The organism is Ancylobacter dichloromethanicus, from assembly GCF_018390645.1.
Lineage (GTDB): Bacteria > Pseudomonadota > Alphaproteobacteria > Rhizobiales > Xanthobacteraceae > Ancylobacter > Ancylobacter dichloromethanicus.
The window spans coordinates 429104-446779 of the sequence record NZ_JAHBGC010000020.1 but is presented as its reverse complement, the minus strand read 5'-3'; the positions used below and the strand labels follow the sequence as shown (position 1 = coordinate 446779).

The following is a 17676-nucleotide window of genomic DNA, read 5'->3' as shown; positions in this document are numbered from 1 at the left end:
TGCATCAGTTCCGGACGACCATGCAGTTGCCACCCTGGGCGCGCAGTGCCTCGCACAGATCGACCGCACCCTCGCGGGCGCCGAAGGAGCCGGCCTGTACGCGATAGAAGATGCCACGGTCGCCAAGATCGGCGCGCTTCACGCTCAGCGGCTGGTTGGCCAGCATGCCATATTTCGCCTGCGCCCCCCGCCAGGTGGCCTGCGCCTCAGCCTCGGAGCGCACCGCCGCGATCTGCACCACATAGGCCCCCGCCGGCACCGAAGCGCTGCTCGCGGCCGGGGACGGAGACGCCGCCGGGGCCGGGGCCGCGGCAACGCGAGGAGCCGGTGCTGGCGGCGGATCGTCCGGCATGTTGTCGACGATGGAGGGGGTGGATGACAGTGGCGCAGGCGTGGTCGGAACCGCCCCGCCGGTGCCGAGATTCAGCGCCACGGGACTGTCCGCACGGTCCGCCCCCCCGGCAGGTTCGGCGCTCGCGCCCGGAGGCAGCGGCGAGGCGGGCGGCGACGTGTCCTCGACGACGGTGCCATCGGCACGCACGGTCAGCGTGCGCACGCGCTTGGGCTCGCCGGAACTGGCCGGCGACGCGCTGCCGGAAGGGGTGGTCTGGATGACGCGCGGCTGAGGCTGCGCCGCCTGCGAGACATCGACCGGCTGCTCCTCGCTGGAGACCACCTGCTCGTTACCGGTCGTCGCGCTGCCGCCGACCCGGTCATAGATCAGCTTCTGGCCGTCGGCGGTCTGCTCCTGTGCCGGCTGGTTCGGAACCACCTTGTTCGGCCCCTGGTCGGCCCGGATGATGGGCGGCTCGCCCGAAGGGCCGGAGCCGGACGGGCCCGACACCAGGACGTAGCCGACGGCGGCGGCGCCGATGAAGACCACCAGCGCACCGCCGATCATCAGCAGCCGGCGGCGGCTGCGATGAGCGGGCGCCGTCTCATCGGTCTCGTATTCCTCATAGGCCTCGGGACCGGGCTCGTGATCGCTGGCGGAACGCCCGTAGTCATAGGCATCCTCGTCGAGATCGAAGGCCTGCGGCGCGCTGGCGTGGCGGGAGGCCGCAGGCGGCGCCGCCATGGCGGCCGGCGCCGCAACTTTCGGCGCCATGGCGGCGTCGGCGGTGGAGGCGCGAGCGGCCGCAGTCGCGCGGGTCATCCAGGCCGGGATGTCGGCGCCGGTAGCGGTCTCCTCGGCGCGGGCGGTTGACGCGGGTTGGGCGCGCGCCGCCTCGCGGCTGGCCGCTTCGCGACGTGCGGCCTCCTGGCGGACGGCTTCCTGACGAAGCGCCTCGCGACGGAGCGCCTCCTGACGGGCCGCCTGCTGGCGAAGAGCCTCCTGACGGGCCGCTTCCTGGCCCTGACGCCCCGCCTCCTGACGCGCGGCTTCCTGGCGCGCAGCTTCTTGGCGCGCGGCCTCCTGACGGGCCGCCTCCTGACGCGCAGCATCCTGGCGAAGCGCTTCCTGCCGAAGCGCTTCCTGGCGGGGGGCGTCCGGCGAGAGCATGGAAGGACGCGCCGGGGAAAGCGGCGCCTCGGCCCGCAGCCCGGCGGGACGGGGGGCGGCGGCGCGTGGCGAAAGGGGCTGGATGGCCGCCGGAGAGGGGGCCGCCGGAGAGGGGGCCGCCGAAGACGGAGACGGGGCCTCTGGACGCGACAGTGGTGCCCGGCGCACGGCCTCGGTGGCCTGCGGGCGCGGGGGCATGTGGGGTGCCCGCGGATCGACGGGACGGTCGCCACGGGCGGGGTCGCGATGAGTGTCGCGCGTCGCTTCCTCGGCGCCGGAACGCGCCATCGGTGCCGCGCGCGGCACGCCCTCGCCATAGACTTCCGCCGCCAGCGCGGCGAAGGAGCCCGCGGCCGGACGCCCCTCTTCGGCCGGACGGCGCGGCGGAGCCGGCCGAGGAGGGGCGGTCGGCGCCGGTTGCGGCGCTTTCCGGGTCAACGCGGCAAGGTCGTCTTCCTGAGCCATCAGGCGGGCAAGTTCGGCAAGCGGATCCTCGGCGGGGTTTTCCGGCCGATCACGCATGTTCTCATTGCCCATCTTCAGATTCCGTTCGACACGATCACAACAGGGGCCACCCGCCGGGCGGCATCACGGGAGCGCAGGGCCGAACGAACCGTCGCGACGCGCTCACCGCATTTCTTCGGGAGCATCGACTCCAAGAATGGAGAGTCCTGAAGCGATGATCAGTGCGACTGCGTGCACAAGAGCCAGCCGCGCATAAGTCAACTCTCGATCATCTTCGATAATGAAGCGTAAATGAGGCATATCTTTCCCGCGGTTCCATTGTCCGTGCAACGCGCTGGCGAGATCATAGAGATAGAAGGTCACCCGATGCGGCTCTCGCGCCGACGCGGCCTGTTCGACCATGCGCGGATAGTTGGCGATCAGCCGGGCGAGGCCGACTTCCCCTTCGTCGTCCAGCCGCGCCAGCGCCCCGCCGGCGAAATCGGCGGGCGCCTGCGGCAGGTCGGGAAAAGCCTGCCCGGCATTGCGCAGGATCGAGCAGGCCCGGGCATGGGCGTACTGCACATAGAACACCGGGTTGTCGCGTGACTGCTCGATCACCTTGGCGAGATCGAAGTCGAGCACGGCGTCATTCTTGCGGTTGATCATCATGAACCGCACCGCGTCGCGCCCGACCTCGTCGACCACGTCGCGCAGCGTGACGAAATCGCCGGAGCGCTTCGACATTTTCACCGGCTCGCCATTGCGCAGCAGCCGCACCAGTTGGCAGAGCTCGACATCAAGGCTCGCCGCCCCGTCCGAGGCCGCTTTCACCGCCGCCTGCATGCGCTTGACATAGCCGCCATGGTCGGCGCCCCACACGTCGATCATCCGCCTGAAGCCGCGGTCGTACTTGTCCTTGTGATAGGCGATATCGGCCGCGAAATAGGTGTAGGCGCCGTCCGACTTCATCAGCGGGCGATCGACGTCGTCGCCGAACCGTGTGGCGCGGAACAGCGTCTGCTCGCGGTCCTCCCAGTCCTCCACCGGCTGGCCCTTTGGCGGCGCCAGGCGTCCCTCATAGACGAGATCGCGGGCGCGCAGGCTGTCCATCAGACGGTCAATGATGCTCGGCGCTCCATCGGGCCGCGCATGCAGCGTGCGCTCTGAGAAGAACGTGTCGTGCCGGATGTTCAGCGCCGCCAGGTCGGTGCGGATCATCGCCATCATGGCGTCGATCGAGACCTGACGCACTGGCGGCAGCCACTCGCCCTCGGGCTTGTCCAGCAGCGTGCGGCCATATTTGGTGACCAGCGCCTTGCCGACGGGAACGAGGTAATCGCCGGGATAGAGTCCTTCGGGAATGGTGATCGCCTCGCCCAGCGCCTCGCGGTAGCGCAGGAAGGCCGAGCGGGCGAGCACGTCGACCTGCGCCCCGGCGTCGTTGATGTAATATTCGCGCGTCACCTTCCAGCCGGCGAAAGCCAGCAGGCTGGCCAGCGCGTCACCGAATACCGCGCCGCGGCAATGGCCGACATGCATCGGCCCGGTGGGGTTGGCGGAGACATATTCGACATTGATCGGCTGGCCCGCTCCACTGTCCGAACGACCGAAATCCCGGCCCTGCCGAAGGACGGCGGCGATCACCTGCGGCCAGTAGGAGCCGTCGAGGGTGAGGTTGATGAAGCCGGGGCCGGCGACATCAACCTTGGCGACGCCCGGTATCGCCGCGAGCTTGGCGGTCAGCTTCTCCGCGAGGTCGCGCGGCTTCAGCCCTGCTTCCTTCGCCAGCACCATCGCCGCATTGGTGGAGAGGTCGCCATGGGACGCGTCGCGCGGCGGCTCCACCACCACCCGCGCGGTATCGACGCCCGGGGGCGCCACCCCTTCGCGCGCGAGATCGGCGAGGGCGGCGCGGACGTGATCGACGAAGAGGGCGAAGAGGTTCATGAGGAGCAACTCCCGGCACGGCCAGACCCAGAAGGGGCCGCTGCCGCTACCGCAGTTCAGGTGCCCTGTCAAAGAGGCGGGCGTGGTCGGCGAGGGCGTAGCGGTCGGTCTGGCCGGCGAGGAAATCGGCGATGCGCCGGGCGCGCGCCGCCTGGGTCCGGCCCTCCACGCTGGCGCGCCATTCCTCCGGCAGCGCGGCGGTGTCGGCCATGTAGCGCTCGAACAGTTCGCGCACCACGGCGCCGGCGGCGTCCATGGCCTGCATCACCCGGGGATGGCGGTACATGCGGGGAAACAGAAACGCCTTGATCGCCTTCTCCGCCGCCGCCGTTTCCGCCGAGAATCCAATCACCTGGCGGCCGAGGCGGCGGATCGCGTCGGCGTCCTCCGGCTGGGCCTGCGCGATGCGCCGGCGGCTTTCCTCCACCACGTCGGCGATCAGCACGGTGATCATCCGCCGGCCGAGCTCATGGAAGGTGCGGGCGCGGTCGAGATGAGGCCAGCGGGCGGCGATATCGGCGAGGACGGTGTGGATGAGCGGGAGTCCGGTCAGTTCGGTGAGATCGAAGAGACCGGCCCGCAGCCCGTCGTCAAGGTCGTGCACGTCATAGGCGATGTCGTCGGCGATGGCGGCGACCTGCGCCTCGGCCGAGGGCCAGCTCCACAACCACAGGTCCTGCCGCTCGGCATGCACCGCGATGGCGTGCGGCAGCGGACCCGTCTGCGGGCCATTATGCTTGACGATCCCCTCATGCGTCTCCCAAGTGAGGTTGAGGCCGTCGAAATCGGGGTAGCGGTTCTCCAGCCGCGTCACCACGCGCAGCGACTGAGCATTGTGATCGAACCCGCCATAGGCGGCCATGCAGGCGTCGAGCACCCTCTCGCCGGCATGGGCGAAGGGCGGATGGCCGAGGTCGTGCGCCAGCGCCAGCGCCTCGCTCAGATCCTCGTCGAGGCCGAGCGCGCGGGCCACCGAGCGCGCCACCTGCACCACCTCCAGCGTATGGGTCAGCCGGGTGCGGTAGTGATCGCCCTCATGATAGGAAAAGACCTGCGTCTTGTAGGCGAGCCGGCGGAAGGCGCTGGAGTGGATGATGCGGTCGGCATCGCGGCGGAACGCGCTGCGCGCGTCCCCTCCGGCCTCCGGATGGAGCCGCCCCCGGCTCTCCTCCGCCTTCGACGCCCATGGCGCCCGCGGCCTCGCCCCGGCCACCGCCATGCGCGTTCCTCCTGCCAGAGTTTCGTGAAGCCCCCTTTGACTCGGGGGCGGCAGCACTTAACTATCAGGGCAGGTCATATTCAACGGGAAGTGTGCGAAATGAGCGCAGGTCCTTCGCCCGACACGATTTCCGCCCATGCCGTCGGCGTCACCGCCAGCGCGGCGCGGCGGATCGCCGAGATTCTGAGCGGGGAACCGCCGCAGACCATGCTGCGTGTGAGCGTGGAGGGCGGCGGCTGTTCGGGCTTCCAGTACAAGTTCGACATCACCCGCGAGCGCGAGGCGGACGACATCGTCATTGCCGAGGGCGGGGCGAGCGTGGTCATCGACCCGGTTTCGCTGGAATACATGTCCGGTTCGCATATCGACTATGTCGACGACCTGATCGGCGCCTCGTTCCGCGTCGCGAACCCGCACGCCACCGCGTCCTGCGGCTGCGGCACCAGCTTCGCGCTCTGATGCGCCCGGTCGGCGTGCTCTGCGCCATTCCGCAGGAATTCGCCTTTCTCGCCGACAATCTCACAGGCGCCGAGGTCACCGAGTGCGCCGGCATGGTGTTTCACGCCGGCCGGCTCGACGGGCACCAGGTGGTTCTGGCGCGCGCCGGCATGGGCAAGGTCAACGCCGCCATCGCCGCGACGCTGCTGCTGGAGCGGTTCGAATGCCGCCTGCTGCTGTTCTCGGGCATCGCCGGCGGGCTCGACCCGGCACTGTCGGTCGGCGACGTGGTGATCGCCGACCATGTGGTGCAGCACGACGCCGGCTACTACTCCCCGGACGAGGCGTTCGTCGTCTATCAGGCGGGGCACCTGCCCTTCTTCAGCCCGTATGAAGGGCTTGGCCACGCCGCCGATGGCGAACTGATCGGCCGGGTGCGGACGGCGCTGGCCGACCTCACGCTCGCGCCCCTCTCCGCCACCGGCGGCGAACGTGCGCCCCGCCTGCATTACGGGCGCATCCTCACCGGCGACCAGTTCATCAACGCCGAAGCGCCGCGCGAGCGGCTGTTCCGCGAACTCGGCGGCGCGGCGGTGGAGATGGAGGGCGCGGCGATGGCGCAGGTCGCGAGCGCCTTCGCCACGCCCTGGCTGGTGGTGCGCACCCTGTCCGACCTCGCCGGCCGCGAGTCGCATTTCGATTTCCGCCTGTTCATCGACGAGGTGGCGCTGTCCTCCGCCCTCGTCGTGCGCCGCCTGCTGCCGGTGCTGTAGAGTGGTTGGCCCGAGTCGTCGACCCGAGTCGTCTACCCGAGTCATGGGCCCGATTCATGGGCCCGATTCATGGGCCCGAGTGATTGGTGCGGGCGTTTGGCCCGCGTGATCGCTCCAAGTCCATCTACCGATTTTCCGCCTGCCGTGAGAGCCCGATGCGCATCGCCACCTGGAACGTCAATTCGATCAGGCAACGTCAGGAGCACGCCGTCGCCTGGCTGAGGGAGACCACGCCGGACGTGGTGTGCCTGCAGGAGCTGAAATGCACCGATGAGGCGTTCCCGCGCGAGGCGTTCGAGGCACTCGGCTACAATGTCGCGGTGCATGGCCAGAAGGGTTTCAACGGTGTCGCCGTGCTCTCCCGCCTGCCTTTCGACGAGGTCGCCTCCGGCCTGCCGGGCGACGATGGCGACGTGCAGTCACGCTTCATCGAGGTGGTGGTTTCGACGCCCGAGGGCTCACTGCGGGTCTGCGGCCTCTACCTGCCGAACGGCAATCCGGTGGACACCGAGAAATACCCCTACAAGCTCGGCTGGATGCAGCGGCTGAAGGCGCATATCGCCGACCGCCTCGCCTATGAGGAGCCGCTGGTCGTGTGCGGCGACTACAACGTCATTCCCGAGCCGGAGGACGCCGCCAACCCGCAGGCCTGGGTGGAGGACGCGCTGTTCCTGCCGCAGACGCGGGCGGCCTTCCGCGAACTGCTCAACCTCGGCATGACCGACGCGCTGCGCGCCGCCACCGACGAGGCCGGACTCTACAGCTTCTGGGACTATCAGGCCGGGGCGTGGCAGCGCAATAACGGCATCCGCATCGACCACCTGCTGCTTTCGCCACAGGCTACCGACCGGCTGAAGGCGGTCGGCATCGACAAGCATGTGCGCGGCTGGGAGAAGCCCTCGGACCATGTGCCGGTGTGGGCCGAACTGGCCTTCAGGGCGTAGACCGGCCTTTCGAAAGCGCCGCCTTCCCGGACGGCCAGAGGGCCGACCCGCGAGGGCGGGCGGTCGGGCGCCGGCTCAGCGGACGGTCTTCATGTACTGTTCGAGATAGACCAGCGCCATGGCGCGCTCATCCGCGCTGGCATTGGCGAAGGCGTCCTCATAGAGGTCGACCACCCATTTGTCCTGCGGGCCGGCCGCGCCGTCACGGGCGAGCGTCAGCCACATCAGCCCCCGCGCACTCTGGCGCGGAATGCCGTCATCGCCCTTGAACAGCATGCCGCCAAGCGCCGCCTGCGCCAGATACTGGCCCTTGTGGGCGGCAAGGCCCAGCCAGCGGGCGGCGAAGCGCGGGTCGCGGTCGACGCCGTCACCGTCGATATAGAGCCGCGCCAGATGGTACTGCGCGTCCGGGTCGCCGAAATAGGACGCCGCATAGGCAAACATGTCGCGCGCCCGGGCCGGGTCGCGGCGGATCTTGGTGTTGGGAATGCCCACCAGATAGTAGGAACCGAGCGCCACGAAGGCATCCGCGGCGAAGCGTGCCTCCGGCGTCGCCGGGTTGTCGTCGGCATGCATGTTGGCGATCTGGCTGAAATACTCGAACGCCTTGATGTCGTTGCGCTCGACGCCCTCGCCTTCCGCATACATGCGGCCGAGCTTCCACTGGGCGCCGGCATGGCCCTGGTCGGCGGCGTAGCGCAGCGAATCGATGCCCTTCTCGGTCTCGCCCGAGCGCAGCGCCTGCGCCCCGATGCGCACGAATTCCTCAATGGTGCGCGGCTTGGCGGCCGGGATGGCGGCACCGGCGGGCGCGTCCGCGCCGGGCGTGCCGTCGAAAGCCGGGGCCCGCGAGGGCGCCAGCACGACGGCGCACAGCAGCGGCGCGCACAGGAGGAGGAGCGGGCTGCGGCCCGAACGATCAAATGTCCGCATAGCACGCCGTCTCGGCCGCGCCGCCGGGATGGGTGACCGCACCGTCACGGGCGGGTCCCACGGCCTGCGCGAACTTCCAGATGGCCCCCGAGCCGACGGGCGAAGGACGCGGCTTCCACTCCGCCCGGCGGGCGGCGAGTTCCTCGTCCGAAAGCGCCACGTCAAGCGTGCCCTCGATCGCGTCGATGGTGATGATGTCGCCGTCACGGATGAGCCCGATCGGGCCGCCGACCGCCGCCTCCGGCCCGACATGGCCGATGCAGAAGCCGCGCGTGGCGCCCGAGAAGCGGCCATCGGTGATCAGCGCCACCTTGTCGCCCGCGCCCTGCCCGTAGAGGGCGGCGGTGGTGGACAGCATTTCCCGCATGCCGGGGCCGCCCTTCGGCCCCTCATAGCGGATGACCAGCACCTCGCCCTCTTCATAGGCGCGGTGGGTCACCGCCTCGAAGCAGGCCTCCTCGCCGTCGAAGCAGCGCGCCGGGCCGGTGAACTTCTGGTTCTTGAGGCCCGCCACCTTCACGATGGCCCCTTCCGGGGCGAGGTTGCCCTGGAGGCCGACCACGCCGCCGGTGACGGTGATCGGGTCATTGGCCGGGCGCACCACGTCCTGGTGCGGGTTCCATTTCACCGAGGCGAGGTTCTCGGCCATGGTGCGGCCGGTGACGGTGAGGCAGTCGCCGTGCAGGAAGCCGTGCTCCAGCAGCGTCTTCATCAAGAGCGGAATGCCGCCGGCCTCGAACATGTCCTTGGCGACATAGCGCCCGCCGGGCTTGAGGTCGGCGATGTAGGGCGTGCGCCTGAAGATTGCGGCGACGTCGAACAGGTCGAACTTGATGCCGACCTCATGCGCCATCGCCGGCAAGTGCAGCGCCGCATTGGTCGAGCCGCCGGAGGCGGCGACCACGGTCGCGGCGTTCTCCAGCGCCTTCAGCGTGACGATGTCGCGCGGGCGGATGTTGCGGGCGACGAGGTCCATGATCTGCTCGCCGGCCGCCATGCAGAAGCGGTCGCGGATCTCGTAAGGCGCCGGCGCGCCGGCCGAATAGGGCAGCGCGAGGCCGATTGCCTCGGAGACCGTGGCCATGGTGTTGGCGGTGAACTGCGCCCCGCAGGCGCCGGCGGAGGGGCACGCCACCTGCTCCAGCTCGTCGAGGTCGTCGTCGGACATCAGCCCGACCGAGTGCTTGCCGACCGCCTCGAACATGTCCTGCACCGTCACCGGCTGGCCCCGGAACGAGCCCGGCAGGATCGAGCCGCCATAGATGAAGATGGACGGCACGTTGAGGCGCAGCATCGCCATCATCATGCCCGGCAGCGACTTGTCGCAGCCGGCGAGGCCGACCAGCGCGTCATAGGCGTGGCCGCGAATGGTGAGTTCGACCGAGTCGGCGATGACCTCGCGCGAGGCCAGCGAGGCCTTCATGCCGTCATGGCCCATGGCGATGCCGTCGGTCACGGTGATGGTGCAGAATTCGCGCGGCGTGCCGGAGGCGGCGGCGACGCCCTTCTTCACCGCCTGCGCCTGGCGCATCAGCGAGATGTTGCAGGGCGCGGCCTCGTTCCAGCACGAGGCGACGCCCACCAGCGGCTGGTGGATCTGCTCGCGGGTCAGCCCCATCGCATAGAGGTAGGAACGGTGCGGCGCGCGCGACGGACCTTCCGTCACATGGCGGCTCGGCAGGTTCCGCTTGTCGATGATCGTCCTGACGTCCATTTTCTTCACGCATCCCGGCGCGGAGGCTCTTGTCGGCACCGCATCCGGCACCTTTATCCTCCGTCTATCCGTCGGATTTCGTGCCGGTTTGTGGCGGCATCGCGGCGCCCGCCTCGTGGTCTCCTGTTATGGTTGCGAATGCGTGACACTGTTGCCGGCCAGTCACAAAATCGCGATAGCGGTCAGATTGGAAACATTCGATTCTTCAATGCCTCCGACGCCCTGAAAACTCCGTGGATGGGCACCGGATGGCGGCGATCACATCAGGGAGAGCGACGTGACGAGCGGAAATATCGTGGAGCGCCTGCGGGCGATGGCGGCGGATCTGGACCAGTTCCGTCGCGACAAGGTCGAGGACGAACTGTCCGAAGCCGCCGACGTCATCGAACGTCTGCGCGCCGAACTCGACCGCATGGAAAAGCGGCTGGCCGCAGGAACGGAAGCACCCTCCGCCGGCGCCTCGCCGGAATAGCGCCCCCCGCCACCGATCGTCCCCGCTCCCGCTCGGCCCCGCTCTCAGTCGGCGGCCGAGCGGGTCCAGTCGGCCGAGGTCACGCCCGGCAGGTGGCGCAGGCGCGCGACCGCCCCGTCCAGCTCGACCACCCGCACCGACGTGTTGACCAGCGTCGCCCGCAGTTCCGCCGTCCCGTCCGGTCGGTCCTGGATCTCCACCTCCTCGATCGGGAACTTGGCGGCTTCCAGCAGGGCGGAGACCTTGCTGCGCAGTTCCGCCGCCCGTGACGCACCGGTGATCAGGCTGACGCCATAGGTCGCCTCGGTCGATTCCTCGCTGCGCGGCAGGCGCTCCAGCGCGCCCACCAGCGGGCGCAGCATGGTGTTGCCGGCCAGCACGAAGCCGGTCAGCAGCACCGACTGTGCGACGAGATCGGCCCCGGCGCAGGCTCCCACCGCGGCGGAGCACCACAGAGTCGCCGCCGTGTTGAGGCCGCGAATGTTGGTGCCTTCCTTCATGATGACGCCGGCGCCGAGAAAGCCGATGCCGGAGACCACATAGGCCACCACCCGCACCGCGCCCTCGGGACCGGCGAGGTGCATCGCCATGTCGACGAACTGGCAGGCGCCGATGGCGACCAGCACATTGGTGCGCAGCCCGGCGGTGCGCTGGCGGTATTGCCGCTCGGCGCCGATCAGCGTTCCCATCGCGAAGGCGACGACGAGACTGACGATGGTGGAGAGGAAGTCGCCCGGCTGGAACGACTCGATGAACGGCATGCTCTGTTTCCTCGCCCCCGGCGCTGTCGCGCGCCTCAGCCCATCCGGCCGAGGCGCGCCAGCGCCTCGCGGATCTTGGCGGCGCGCTCGGACGCCGCCTCGCGACGCTCGCGCTGCTCCTCGATCACCTCCTCCGGCGCCCGCCGGATGAAGTCGTCATTGCCGAGCTTGGCGTCGACCCTGGCGATGTCGTCGGCGGCCCTGCCGAGTTCCTTGGTGAGGCGCGCCGCTTCCGCCTCCATGTCGATGATGCCGACCAGCGGCAGCGCCGCGGTCTCGCCGCGCACGACGATCTGCACCGAGCCCGCCGGCGCTTCCGCCTCGAAGGCGATGCCCGACAGCCGGGCGAGGCGCGTCAGCGTGTCGAGCCACACCACCACGCGCTCGCGCACTTCCTCGCGCACGCCGACCAGCACCAGCGGAATCTGCGCCCCCGCCGGCACATTCATCTCGGCGCGGACCGAGCGGATCTCGGTGATGAGGTCGACCAGCCAGCCGATCTCGGCTTCCGCGTCGGGTGCCTCCAGCTCTTCCAGCGCCGGCCATTCGGCCAGCGCCAGCAGGCTGGCGCGCGGGGCGCCGGTCTCGGCGGTGCGCGCCCACAGCTCTTCGGTGAGGAAGGGCATGAACGGGTGCAGCAGCTTCAGGATTTCATCGAGCACGAAGGCGGTGGTCGCCCGCGTCTCGTCCTTCCAGCCGCCATTGCCGTTGAACACCGGCTTGGCGAGTTCGAGATACCAGTCGCAGAAGATATTCCACACGAAGCGATAGGCCGCGCCCGCCGCCTCGTTGAATTTGTAGGCCTCCAGCGCCTGGGTGATCTCGGCCCCGGCCTTCTGGGTCTCGGAAAGAATCCAGCGGTTGAGCCGGGATTCGGCGTTGCGCGGCACGAAGGCGGGATCGCGCCCGCAGCCATTCATCTCGGCGAAGCGGGCGGCGTTCCACAGCTTGGTGGAGAAGTTGCGGTAGCCCTCGACGCGGGAGGTGGCGAGCTTGATGTCGCGCCCCTGCGCCGCCATGGCGGCCAGGGTGAAGCGCAGCGCGTCGGCGCCGTATTTCGACACGAGGTCGAGCGGGTCGATGACGTTGCCCTTGGACTTCGACATCTTGGCACCCTTCTCGTCGCGGACGAGGGCGTGGATGTAGACGTCGCGGAACGGCACGTCGGGCATGAAGTGCAGCCCCATCATCATCATCCGGGCGACCCAGAAGAAGATGATGTCGAAGCCGGTGATGAGCACCGTGGTCGGGTAGAAGCGCGCGACTTCCGCGCTCTCGTCCGGCCAGCCGAGCGTCGAGAACGGCCACAGCGCGGAGGAGAACCAGGTGTCGAGCACGTCCTCGTCGCGGGTGATCAGCGCCGCCCGCTTCTCCGGATCGGCGGCAAGCTCCTGCGCCTCGGCGTCAGAGATGATTCCGGCCTGCACGCAATGGGCGAGCGCGGCCGCGACCGCCGCCTCCTCGGTCTCCTCGACGAACACCGTGCCGTCGGGCCCGTACCAGGCCGGGATCTGGTGGCCCCACCACAGCTGGCGCGAGACGCACCAGGGCTGGATGTTCTCCAGCCACTCGAAATAGGTCTTCTCCCAGTTCTTCGGCACGAAGTTCGTGCGCCCCTCGCGCACGGCGGCCAGCGCCGGCTGGGCGAGGGTGTGGGCGTCGACATACCACTGGTCGGTCAGCCACGGCTCGATGACCACATTGGAGCGGTCGCCATGTGGCACCATGTGGGTGTGCGGCTCGATCCGGTCGAGCACGCCGCCCTCTTCCAGCAGCGCCACGATGGCCTTGCGCGCTGCCTCGCGCGACAGCCCGTCGAGCGCCAGAGCGGCGTCGAGTCCGGCGCCCGGCTGGGCGCCGGCGAGGAAGTCCTCATTGCCGGCCAGCGTCACCCGCGCCTCGGCGTCGAGCACGTTGATCATCGGCAGCTCGTGCCGGCGGCCGACCTCGAAATCGTTGAAATCGTGCGCCGGGGTGATCTTCACCGCGCCGGTGCCCTTGGTCGGGTCGGAATACTCGTCCGGCACGATCGGAATCAGCCGGCCGACCAGCGGCAGCCGCACCTTGGCATTGGCCGCGACGAGGCCCTGATAGCGCGGGTCCTCCGGGTGCACCGCCACCGCGGTGTCGCCGAGCATGGTTTCCGGGCGGGTGGTGGCGACGACGATGTAGTCGCGGGTCTCGAACTCGTAGGGCTGGTTGTTCTCGTCGAAGGCGATCGGGTGCTCATAGGTCACGCCGTCGGCGAGCGGATAGCGCAGGTGCCAGAGATGGCCCTTCACCTCCACCTGCAGCACTTCGAGATCGGAAATGGCGGACTGGAACTTGGGGTCCCAGTTGACCAGCCGCTTGTCCTTGTAGATCAGCCCTTCCTTGTAGAGCCGCACGAACACCTTGAGGACGGCGCGGGACAGGCCCTCGTCCATGGTGAAGCGCTCGCGCGACCAGTCGCAGGAAGCGCCCAGCTTCTTCAGCTGGTTGATGATGGTGCCGCCGGATTCCTCCTTCCACGCCCAGACCCGCTCGACGAAAGCGGCGCGGCCCATGTCGCGGCGGCCGGGAAGCTGGCGTTCGGCGAGCTGGCGCTCCACCACCATCTGGGTGGCGATGCCGGCATGGTCGGTGCCGACCTGCCACAGCACGTCCTTGCCGCGCATGCGCTCGAAACGGCAGAGAATATCCTGCAGCGTGTTGTTGAGCGCGTGCCCCATATGGAGCGAGCCGGTGACGTTGGGCGGCGGGATGACGATGCAATAGGGCTCGGCCCCTGCCCGCTCCGGACGCCCGGCCTTGAAGGCGCCCGCCTCCACCCAGCTCTGGTAGATGCGGTCTTCGACGGCGGCGGGATCGAACCTGTTGTCGAGCATTTTGGCTCCGGCACCTGAATGGAATGGGTGCGAGAGAAAGCGGAGCCGGTGCCCCAAGTCAACTCACCATGGCCCGGGCCGTGTGTTATGTGCCGGTTCCCGCTCTCGCGCGCGACAGCGAGGCGACCGGCGATTTCCTGCCGGGCGGGCCTATTGGCCCTGGCGGGCGACGCGCTCGATCTCCGCCCGCACCAGCCGCTCGACCATGGCCGGCAGGTTCTCGTCGAGCCACGCCTTCAGCATCGGCCGCAAGGCGGCGGCGACGAGATCCTCGACGGTGCGCGGGTTGGCGTTCACCGTCCGGTGCAGCGAGCCGAAGGCGGCCGACACCGCGCTGCTGGCGGGCGCCGAGACCAGCCGCTCGCGCTCCGGCTCGCCCGCCTCGGGGGCGCTGCCGAGGCGGCTGCCCATGACGAGGCGCGATTCCGACAGGCGGGTCTCGGCGAGGCGGGATTCGGCAAGGCGGGCGTCCAGCGGGCGCGGTTCCGGCGGGCGCGGGTCGAGGCTGCGGAAGTCGGGCCGCATCGGCGCCGCGACGGACGGCGCGTCCGGTGCCGTCTCGGCCCTCGCCGCCGTGGTTCCGCCCGTGCCGTCCCTGACCGGGGCCTTGACCGGCTCCTCCGCCGGCAGGCTCGCGGCAGACAGGCTCGCCGCTGGCACGTCATGCGGCGGCCGGGGCATCTCGGCGGTCTCGGCGACCGGCTTCGCCTCGGCCGGGGCGACGGTGGCAGTGTCTTCGGGCGCGTCCGCCGTGGCCGCCTCCGCCATGACCGGCGCAATGGTTCCCGGCGCGGCGGTGGCGTCGGGCTCTGGCAACCAGCTTGGCGCGGCCGGCACGGGCATGCGGGCATGGCCGATCTCGCCGCGCGCGGCCGTCGCCACGTCGCCGGGCTGGGCGGAACGGATCTCGCCGCCGGCCGGTACCTTGCCGGCCACCTTCACGTCAGCCGACGCGATCCCGCTGGCGGAGCCCTCCCCGGCCGCCGGCGCCGCGATGACCGCATTCGCCAGCTCGGCCTGAACCGCCTGCTCGACCAGCGCGAGGTCGAGCAGGGCCGCGGCGAGCGGCTTGTCCAGATCGCTGTCCAGAGGCGCCTGCGGCCGCGCCATCATGGGCCGCGCCACCGGCGCCCCGGCGGCTGAGGGCGCCGCTGCCGACGGTTTAATCGCGGACGGGCCCGCCATCGGCACGGCCGAAGGCCGCGAAGCGGCGGACGCGCGCGGCGCGACCAGACGCGGCTCGACCGCACGGGGTTCGACCGCACGGGGTTCGACCAGACGGGGTTCGAGCCGCGCGCGCGGTTCCGGCAGCGCGCGCAGGTCCGGCAGCGGGCGGTGATCGGGAAGCGGCCGGGAATCGGGGAACAGGCGGGCCTCGGCGCGGCGCGGCTCCGGGGGCCGTGTCTCGCTCGCCGGGCGGGACGGCATCGGCGTCTCAAGGGCACGGGCGGCGGAACCGCCCGAATAGACCGAGGAGGCTGCCGACAGGCTGAGCGGGCGGGCCGCGAACGGGTCGGCCGCCGGCGCCCGGCCCCGCGGCGCATAGTCCACCGGAGCCTCCGGACGCTCGCGGTATGGCGCGGGGGCATAGGAGAGCGTGGCGGACGAGGGAGCGGCCGCCGCCGGCCGCAACGGCGCCGGGGAAGCGGGGCGCAGCGTGGCGTTGCCCGACGGCTCGCGCCCGGGCGCGGCGGCCCGGCCGGCCGACGTGTCGCGGGCGCTGGCCTCGCGGCTGCCACCGTCGCGCGCAGAACCTTCGCGCCCGGAACGCGCCGGCGGGTCATTGCGCGTGGAGGGCACCGGATCGCTCGCCACTTCGTCGGAAATGATGCGGCGGATAGAGGCCAGGATTTCCTCCATCGACGGCTCGTTGCCTCTCGCATTCACCGCCATGGACGCTTTCCGATTCTCCAAGGGATGCCGCCCCGGCCTTGCGGCCGCAGGCGCGCGATTCGCCCGTTAACACTTCGTAAAGTGTGAACCGCCTGCGGCGGAACGCCAAGCTGTAAGCCGGAACGACAAACAGGCATCGACAGGTAAGGTTAACGGTAGCCGGGCAAATGCGCACCTGGGTTGTTGCGGCGGCCGCTGCGGCGGCCGGATTACACCGCCGCCGCCGTCTTTGCGTGCCGTCCCGCCGCGCTCACTGCCCGCCCGGCGTGCGCACGCCGATCCAGGCGTCGCGCACCTGATTGTAATGGATCTGCGGGTTGTAGACCGGAACCTTGAGCGCGAGCGTGGCAGCGCTCAGCCGGCCGCTGGCCGACAGCACCGCGTAGGAGGCGACGACGCGGTCGCGCTGCGCGATGACGAGGCTGGCGCGGGCATCGAACAGCGCGGTCTGCGCGTTCAGCACGTCCAGCGTGGTGCGCTGGCCGACGCGCCATTCCTCGCGCACGCCGCGCAGGGCGATCTCGTTCGCCGCCACCGAGGCCTGCGCCGATTCGATGGCCGCCTTCGCCGCTTCCAGCGCGCCCCAGAACTGGACGACATTGGCGCGCACCTGCTCGCGGTTCACATCGACCTCGATCCGCAGCTGGCCCAGCGTCTCCTTGGCCTGGCGGATCGTCGCGTACTCGCCGCCGCCCTGATAGATCGGCACGGTCAGGTTCAGCGTCGCCGCTGCCGAGGTCTGCCTCTGCACATCCATGGAGCTGTTATAGTCCGACGAGGCGGAGCCGTTCAGGGTCAGCGTCGGCGACAGCGCCGCCTCGGCGACCTTCACATTGGACATGCCGGCATCGACGGCGAACTCGGCCGATTTCACCGCCGGGTGGCGGGTGAGGCCCGAATCGACGGCGAGCTGCTGCGTCTTGGGCAACAGCCGGTCGATCGGACGGCCCGGGCTCAGCTTGGTCGGGCGCAGGCCGATGACCTGGAAGAACACGGCATTGGCCGTGTTCAGGTTCGATTCGGCCAGCGCCAGCTCGCTCTGGGCATTGGCGACGCTGGCTTCCGCCTGGGCGACGTCGGTGCGGGTGATCTCGCCGACGGAGAAGCGGTCGCGGGCCGCGCGCAGCTCTTCCCGCAGCGCTTCGAGGTTCTGCTTCTGCAGGTCGACCAGCGCCGCGTTCTGCAGCACGTTCATATAGGCGGTGGCGGCGTCGAGAAGCACCAGCTGCTCGGTGTTGCGCAGCAGTTCCCGCTGCCCGCGCACCTGCGATTCGGCGCTGCGCACCGAATTCGCGGTCTTCAACCCATTATAGATGGTCTGGCTGATGGTGATGCCGAAACCCGTCGGGTAGGTCCTGGACTGGCTGACCGAGGCGCCGCCGAGCAGTGCGGTTTCGCCGGCATCGACGCGCGTTTCGGCCCATTGGGCCCCGGCATAGGCGCTGCCGAAGATCTGCGGGCGATAGCCCGACAGGGCGATCGGCACATATTCGTCCGTGGCGCGCGTTGCGGCGCGCTGCGAGTTCAGTGTGGGATTATTGCGATAGGCGGCCGAAAGCGCCTGTTCGAGGGTCTGTGCTTTCGCTGGCACCGCAATGCCAACAAAAAAAGCGACCGTCGCCCACGCGACGACCTTCCCCCCGGTAGCCGACAGCCACATGTCCCAACCTCTGCGAACGCTAAACTGATTGGAAGCCGCCTGCCCCCGGGCGACTCTCTCATTCTCTGTATGACGCGAACGCAAGATAGGTGCTTGGTGAAGGG

At 69.8% G+C, this 17676-nt stretch carries 13 protein-coding genes; 4 read left to right on the top strand and 9 right to left on the bottom strand.

All coding sequences use genetic code 11. The features are described from left to right. Positions 1-4: 4 nt before the first annotated feature. The 3 genes from KHC23_RS10775 to KHC23_RS10765 form a co-directional block, all read right to left on the bottom strand. Positions 5-2041, bottom strand: a complete 2037-nt coding sequence (locus KHC23_RS10775) for an SPOR domain-containing protein (RefSeq protein WP_213372317.1) — start codon at positions 2039-2041, stop codon at positions 5-7. Positions 2042-2131: 90 nt separating this feature from the next. After that, the gene (gene argS / locus KHC23_RS10770) at positions 2132-3898 is read right to left on the bottom strand and encodes an arginine--tRNA ligase (protein ID WP_213372315.1); all 1767 of its coding nucleotides are present in this window, start codon (positions 3896-3898) and stop codon (positions 2132-2134) included. Between the two features lie 46 nt (positions 3899-3944). Next, a complete protein-coding gene (locus KHC23_RS10765) occupies positions 3945-5117 on the bottom strand; it encodes a deoxyguanosinetriphosphate triphosphohydrolase (RefSeq protein WP_213372313.1) in 1173 nt (390 codons plus the stop codon). A 99-nt stretch (positions 5118-5216) separates the two neighbouring features. On the opposite strand from KHC23_RS10765, the gene erpA reads away from it, so the two are divergent. From erpA to xth, 3 genes are all read left to right on the top strand, one after another. Beyond that, positions 5217-5576 (top strand): iron-sulfur cluster insertion protein ErpA, encoded by a 360-nt coding sequence (gene erpA / locus KHC23_RS10760; RefSeq protein WP_213372311.1) that lies wholly within the window; start codon positions 5217-5219, stop codon positions 5574-5576. Next, on the top strand, positions 5576-6328 hold the full coding sequence (locus tag KHC23_RS10755) for a 5'-methylthioadenosine/adenosylhomocysteine nucleosidase (RefSeq protein ID WP_213372309.1): 753 nt from the start codon (positions 5576-5578) through the stop codon (positions 6326-6328). Before erpA ends, KHC23_RS10755 begins: the two co-directional genes overlap by 1 nt. 155 nt (positions 6329-6483) lie before the next feature. Continuing rightward, complete coding sequence (gene xth, locus KHC23_RS10750; protein ID WP_213372307.1) at positions 6484-7272, top strand: exodeoxyribonuclease III; 789 nt, start codon at positions 6484-6486, stop codon at positions 7270-7272. Positions 7273-7347: 75 nt separating this feature from the next. On the opposite strand, the gene KHC23_RS10745 is transcribed toward xth, so the two are convergent. Further along, a complete protein-coding gene (locus KHC23_RS10745; RefSeq protein ID WP_213372305.1) occupies positions 7348-8205 on the bottom strand; it encodes a tetratricopeptide repeat protein in 858 nt (285 codons plus the stop codon). Then, positions 8192-9919, bottom strand: coding sequence for a dihydroxy-acid dehydratase (gene ilvD / locus KHC23_RS10740; RefSeq protein ID WP_213372303.1), 1728 nt, complete (start codon positions 9917-9919; stop codon positions 8192-8194). The genes KHC23_RS10745 and ilvD overlap by 14 nt, the downstream gene beginning before the upstream one ends. Before the next feature lie 277 nt (positions 9920-10196). Between ilvD and KHC23_RS10735 the strand changes: the two genes are divergently transcribed. Beyond that, positions 10197-10391: a hypothetical protein gene (locus tag KHC23_RS10735; RefSeq protein WP_213372301.1), complete on the top strand. Its 195-nt coding sequence runs from the start codon at positions 10197-10199 to the stop codon at positions 10389-10391. 44 nt (positions 10392-10435) lie between these two features. Here the strand turns inward: KHC23_RS10735 and KHC23_RS10730 are convergent, their stop codons facing one another. The 4 genes from KHC23_RS10730 to KHC23_RS10715 all read right to left on the bottom strand — a co-directional run bounded on the left by KHC23_RS10730 (position 10436) and on the right by KHC23_RS10715 (position 17572). After that, a complete protein-coding gene (locus KHC23_RS10730; protein ID WP_213372299.1) occupies positions 10436-11152 on the bottom strand; it encodes an MgtC/SapB family protein in 717 nt (238 codons plus the stop codon). Positions 11153-11187: 35 nt separating this feature from the next. Then, the gene (locus KHC23_RS10725; RefSeq protein WP_213372297.1) at positions 11188-14019 is read right to left on the bottom strand and encodes a valine--tRNA ligase; all 2832 of its coding nucleotides are present in this window, start codon (positions 14017-14019) and stop codon (positions 11188-11190) included. Between the two features lie 150 nt (positions 14020-14169). Then, positions 14170-15912, bottom strand: coding sequence for a DUF2497 domain-containing protein (locus KHC23_RS24655; RefSeq protein WP_271188612.1), 1743 nt, complete (start codon positions 15910-15912; stop codon positions 14170-14172). Positions 15913-16162: 250 nt separating this feature from the next. Further along, positions 16163-17572, bottom strand: a complete 1410-nt coding sequence (locus KHC23_RS10715; protein WP_213372290.1) for a TolC family outer membrane protein — start codon at positions 17570-17572, stop codon at positions 16163-16165. Positions 17573-17676 lie beyond the last annotated feature (104 nt).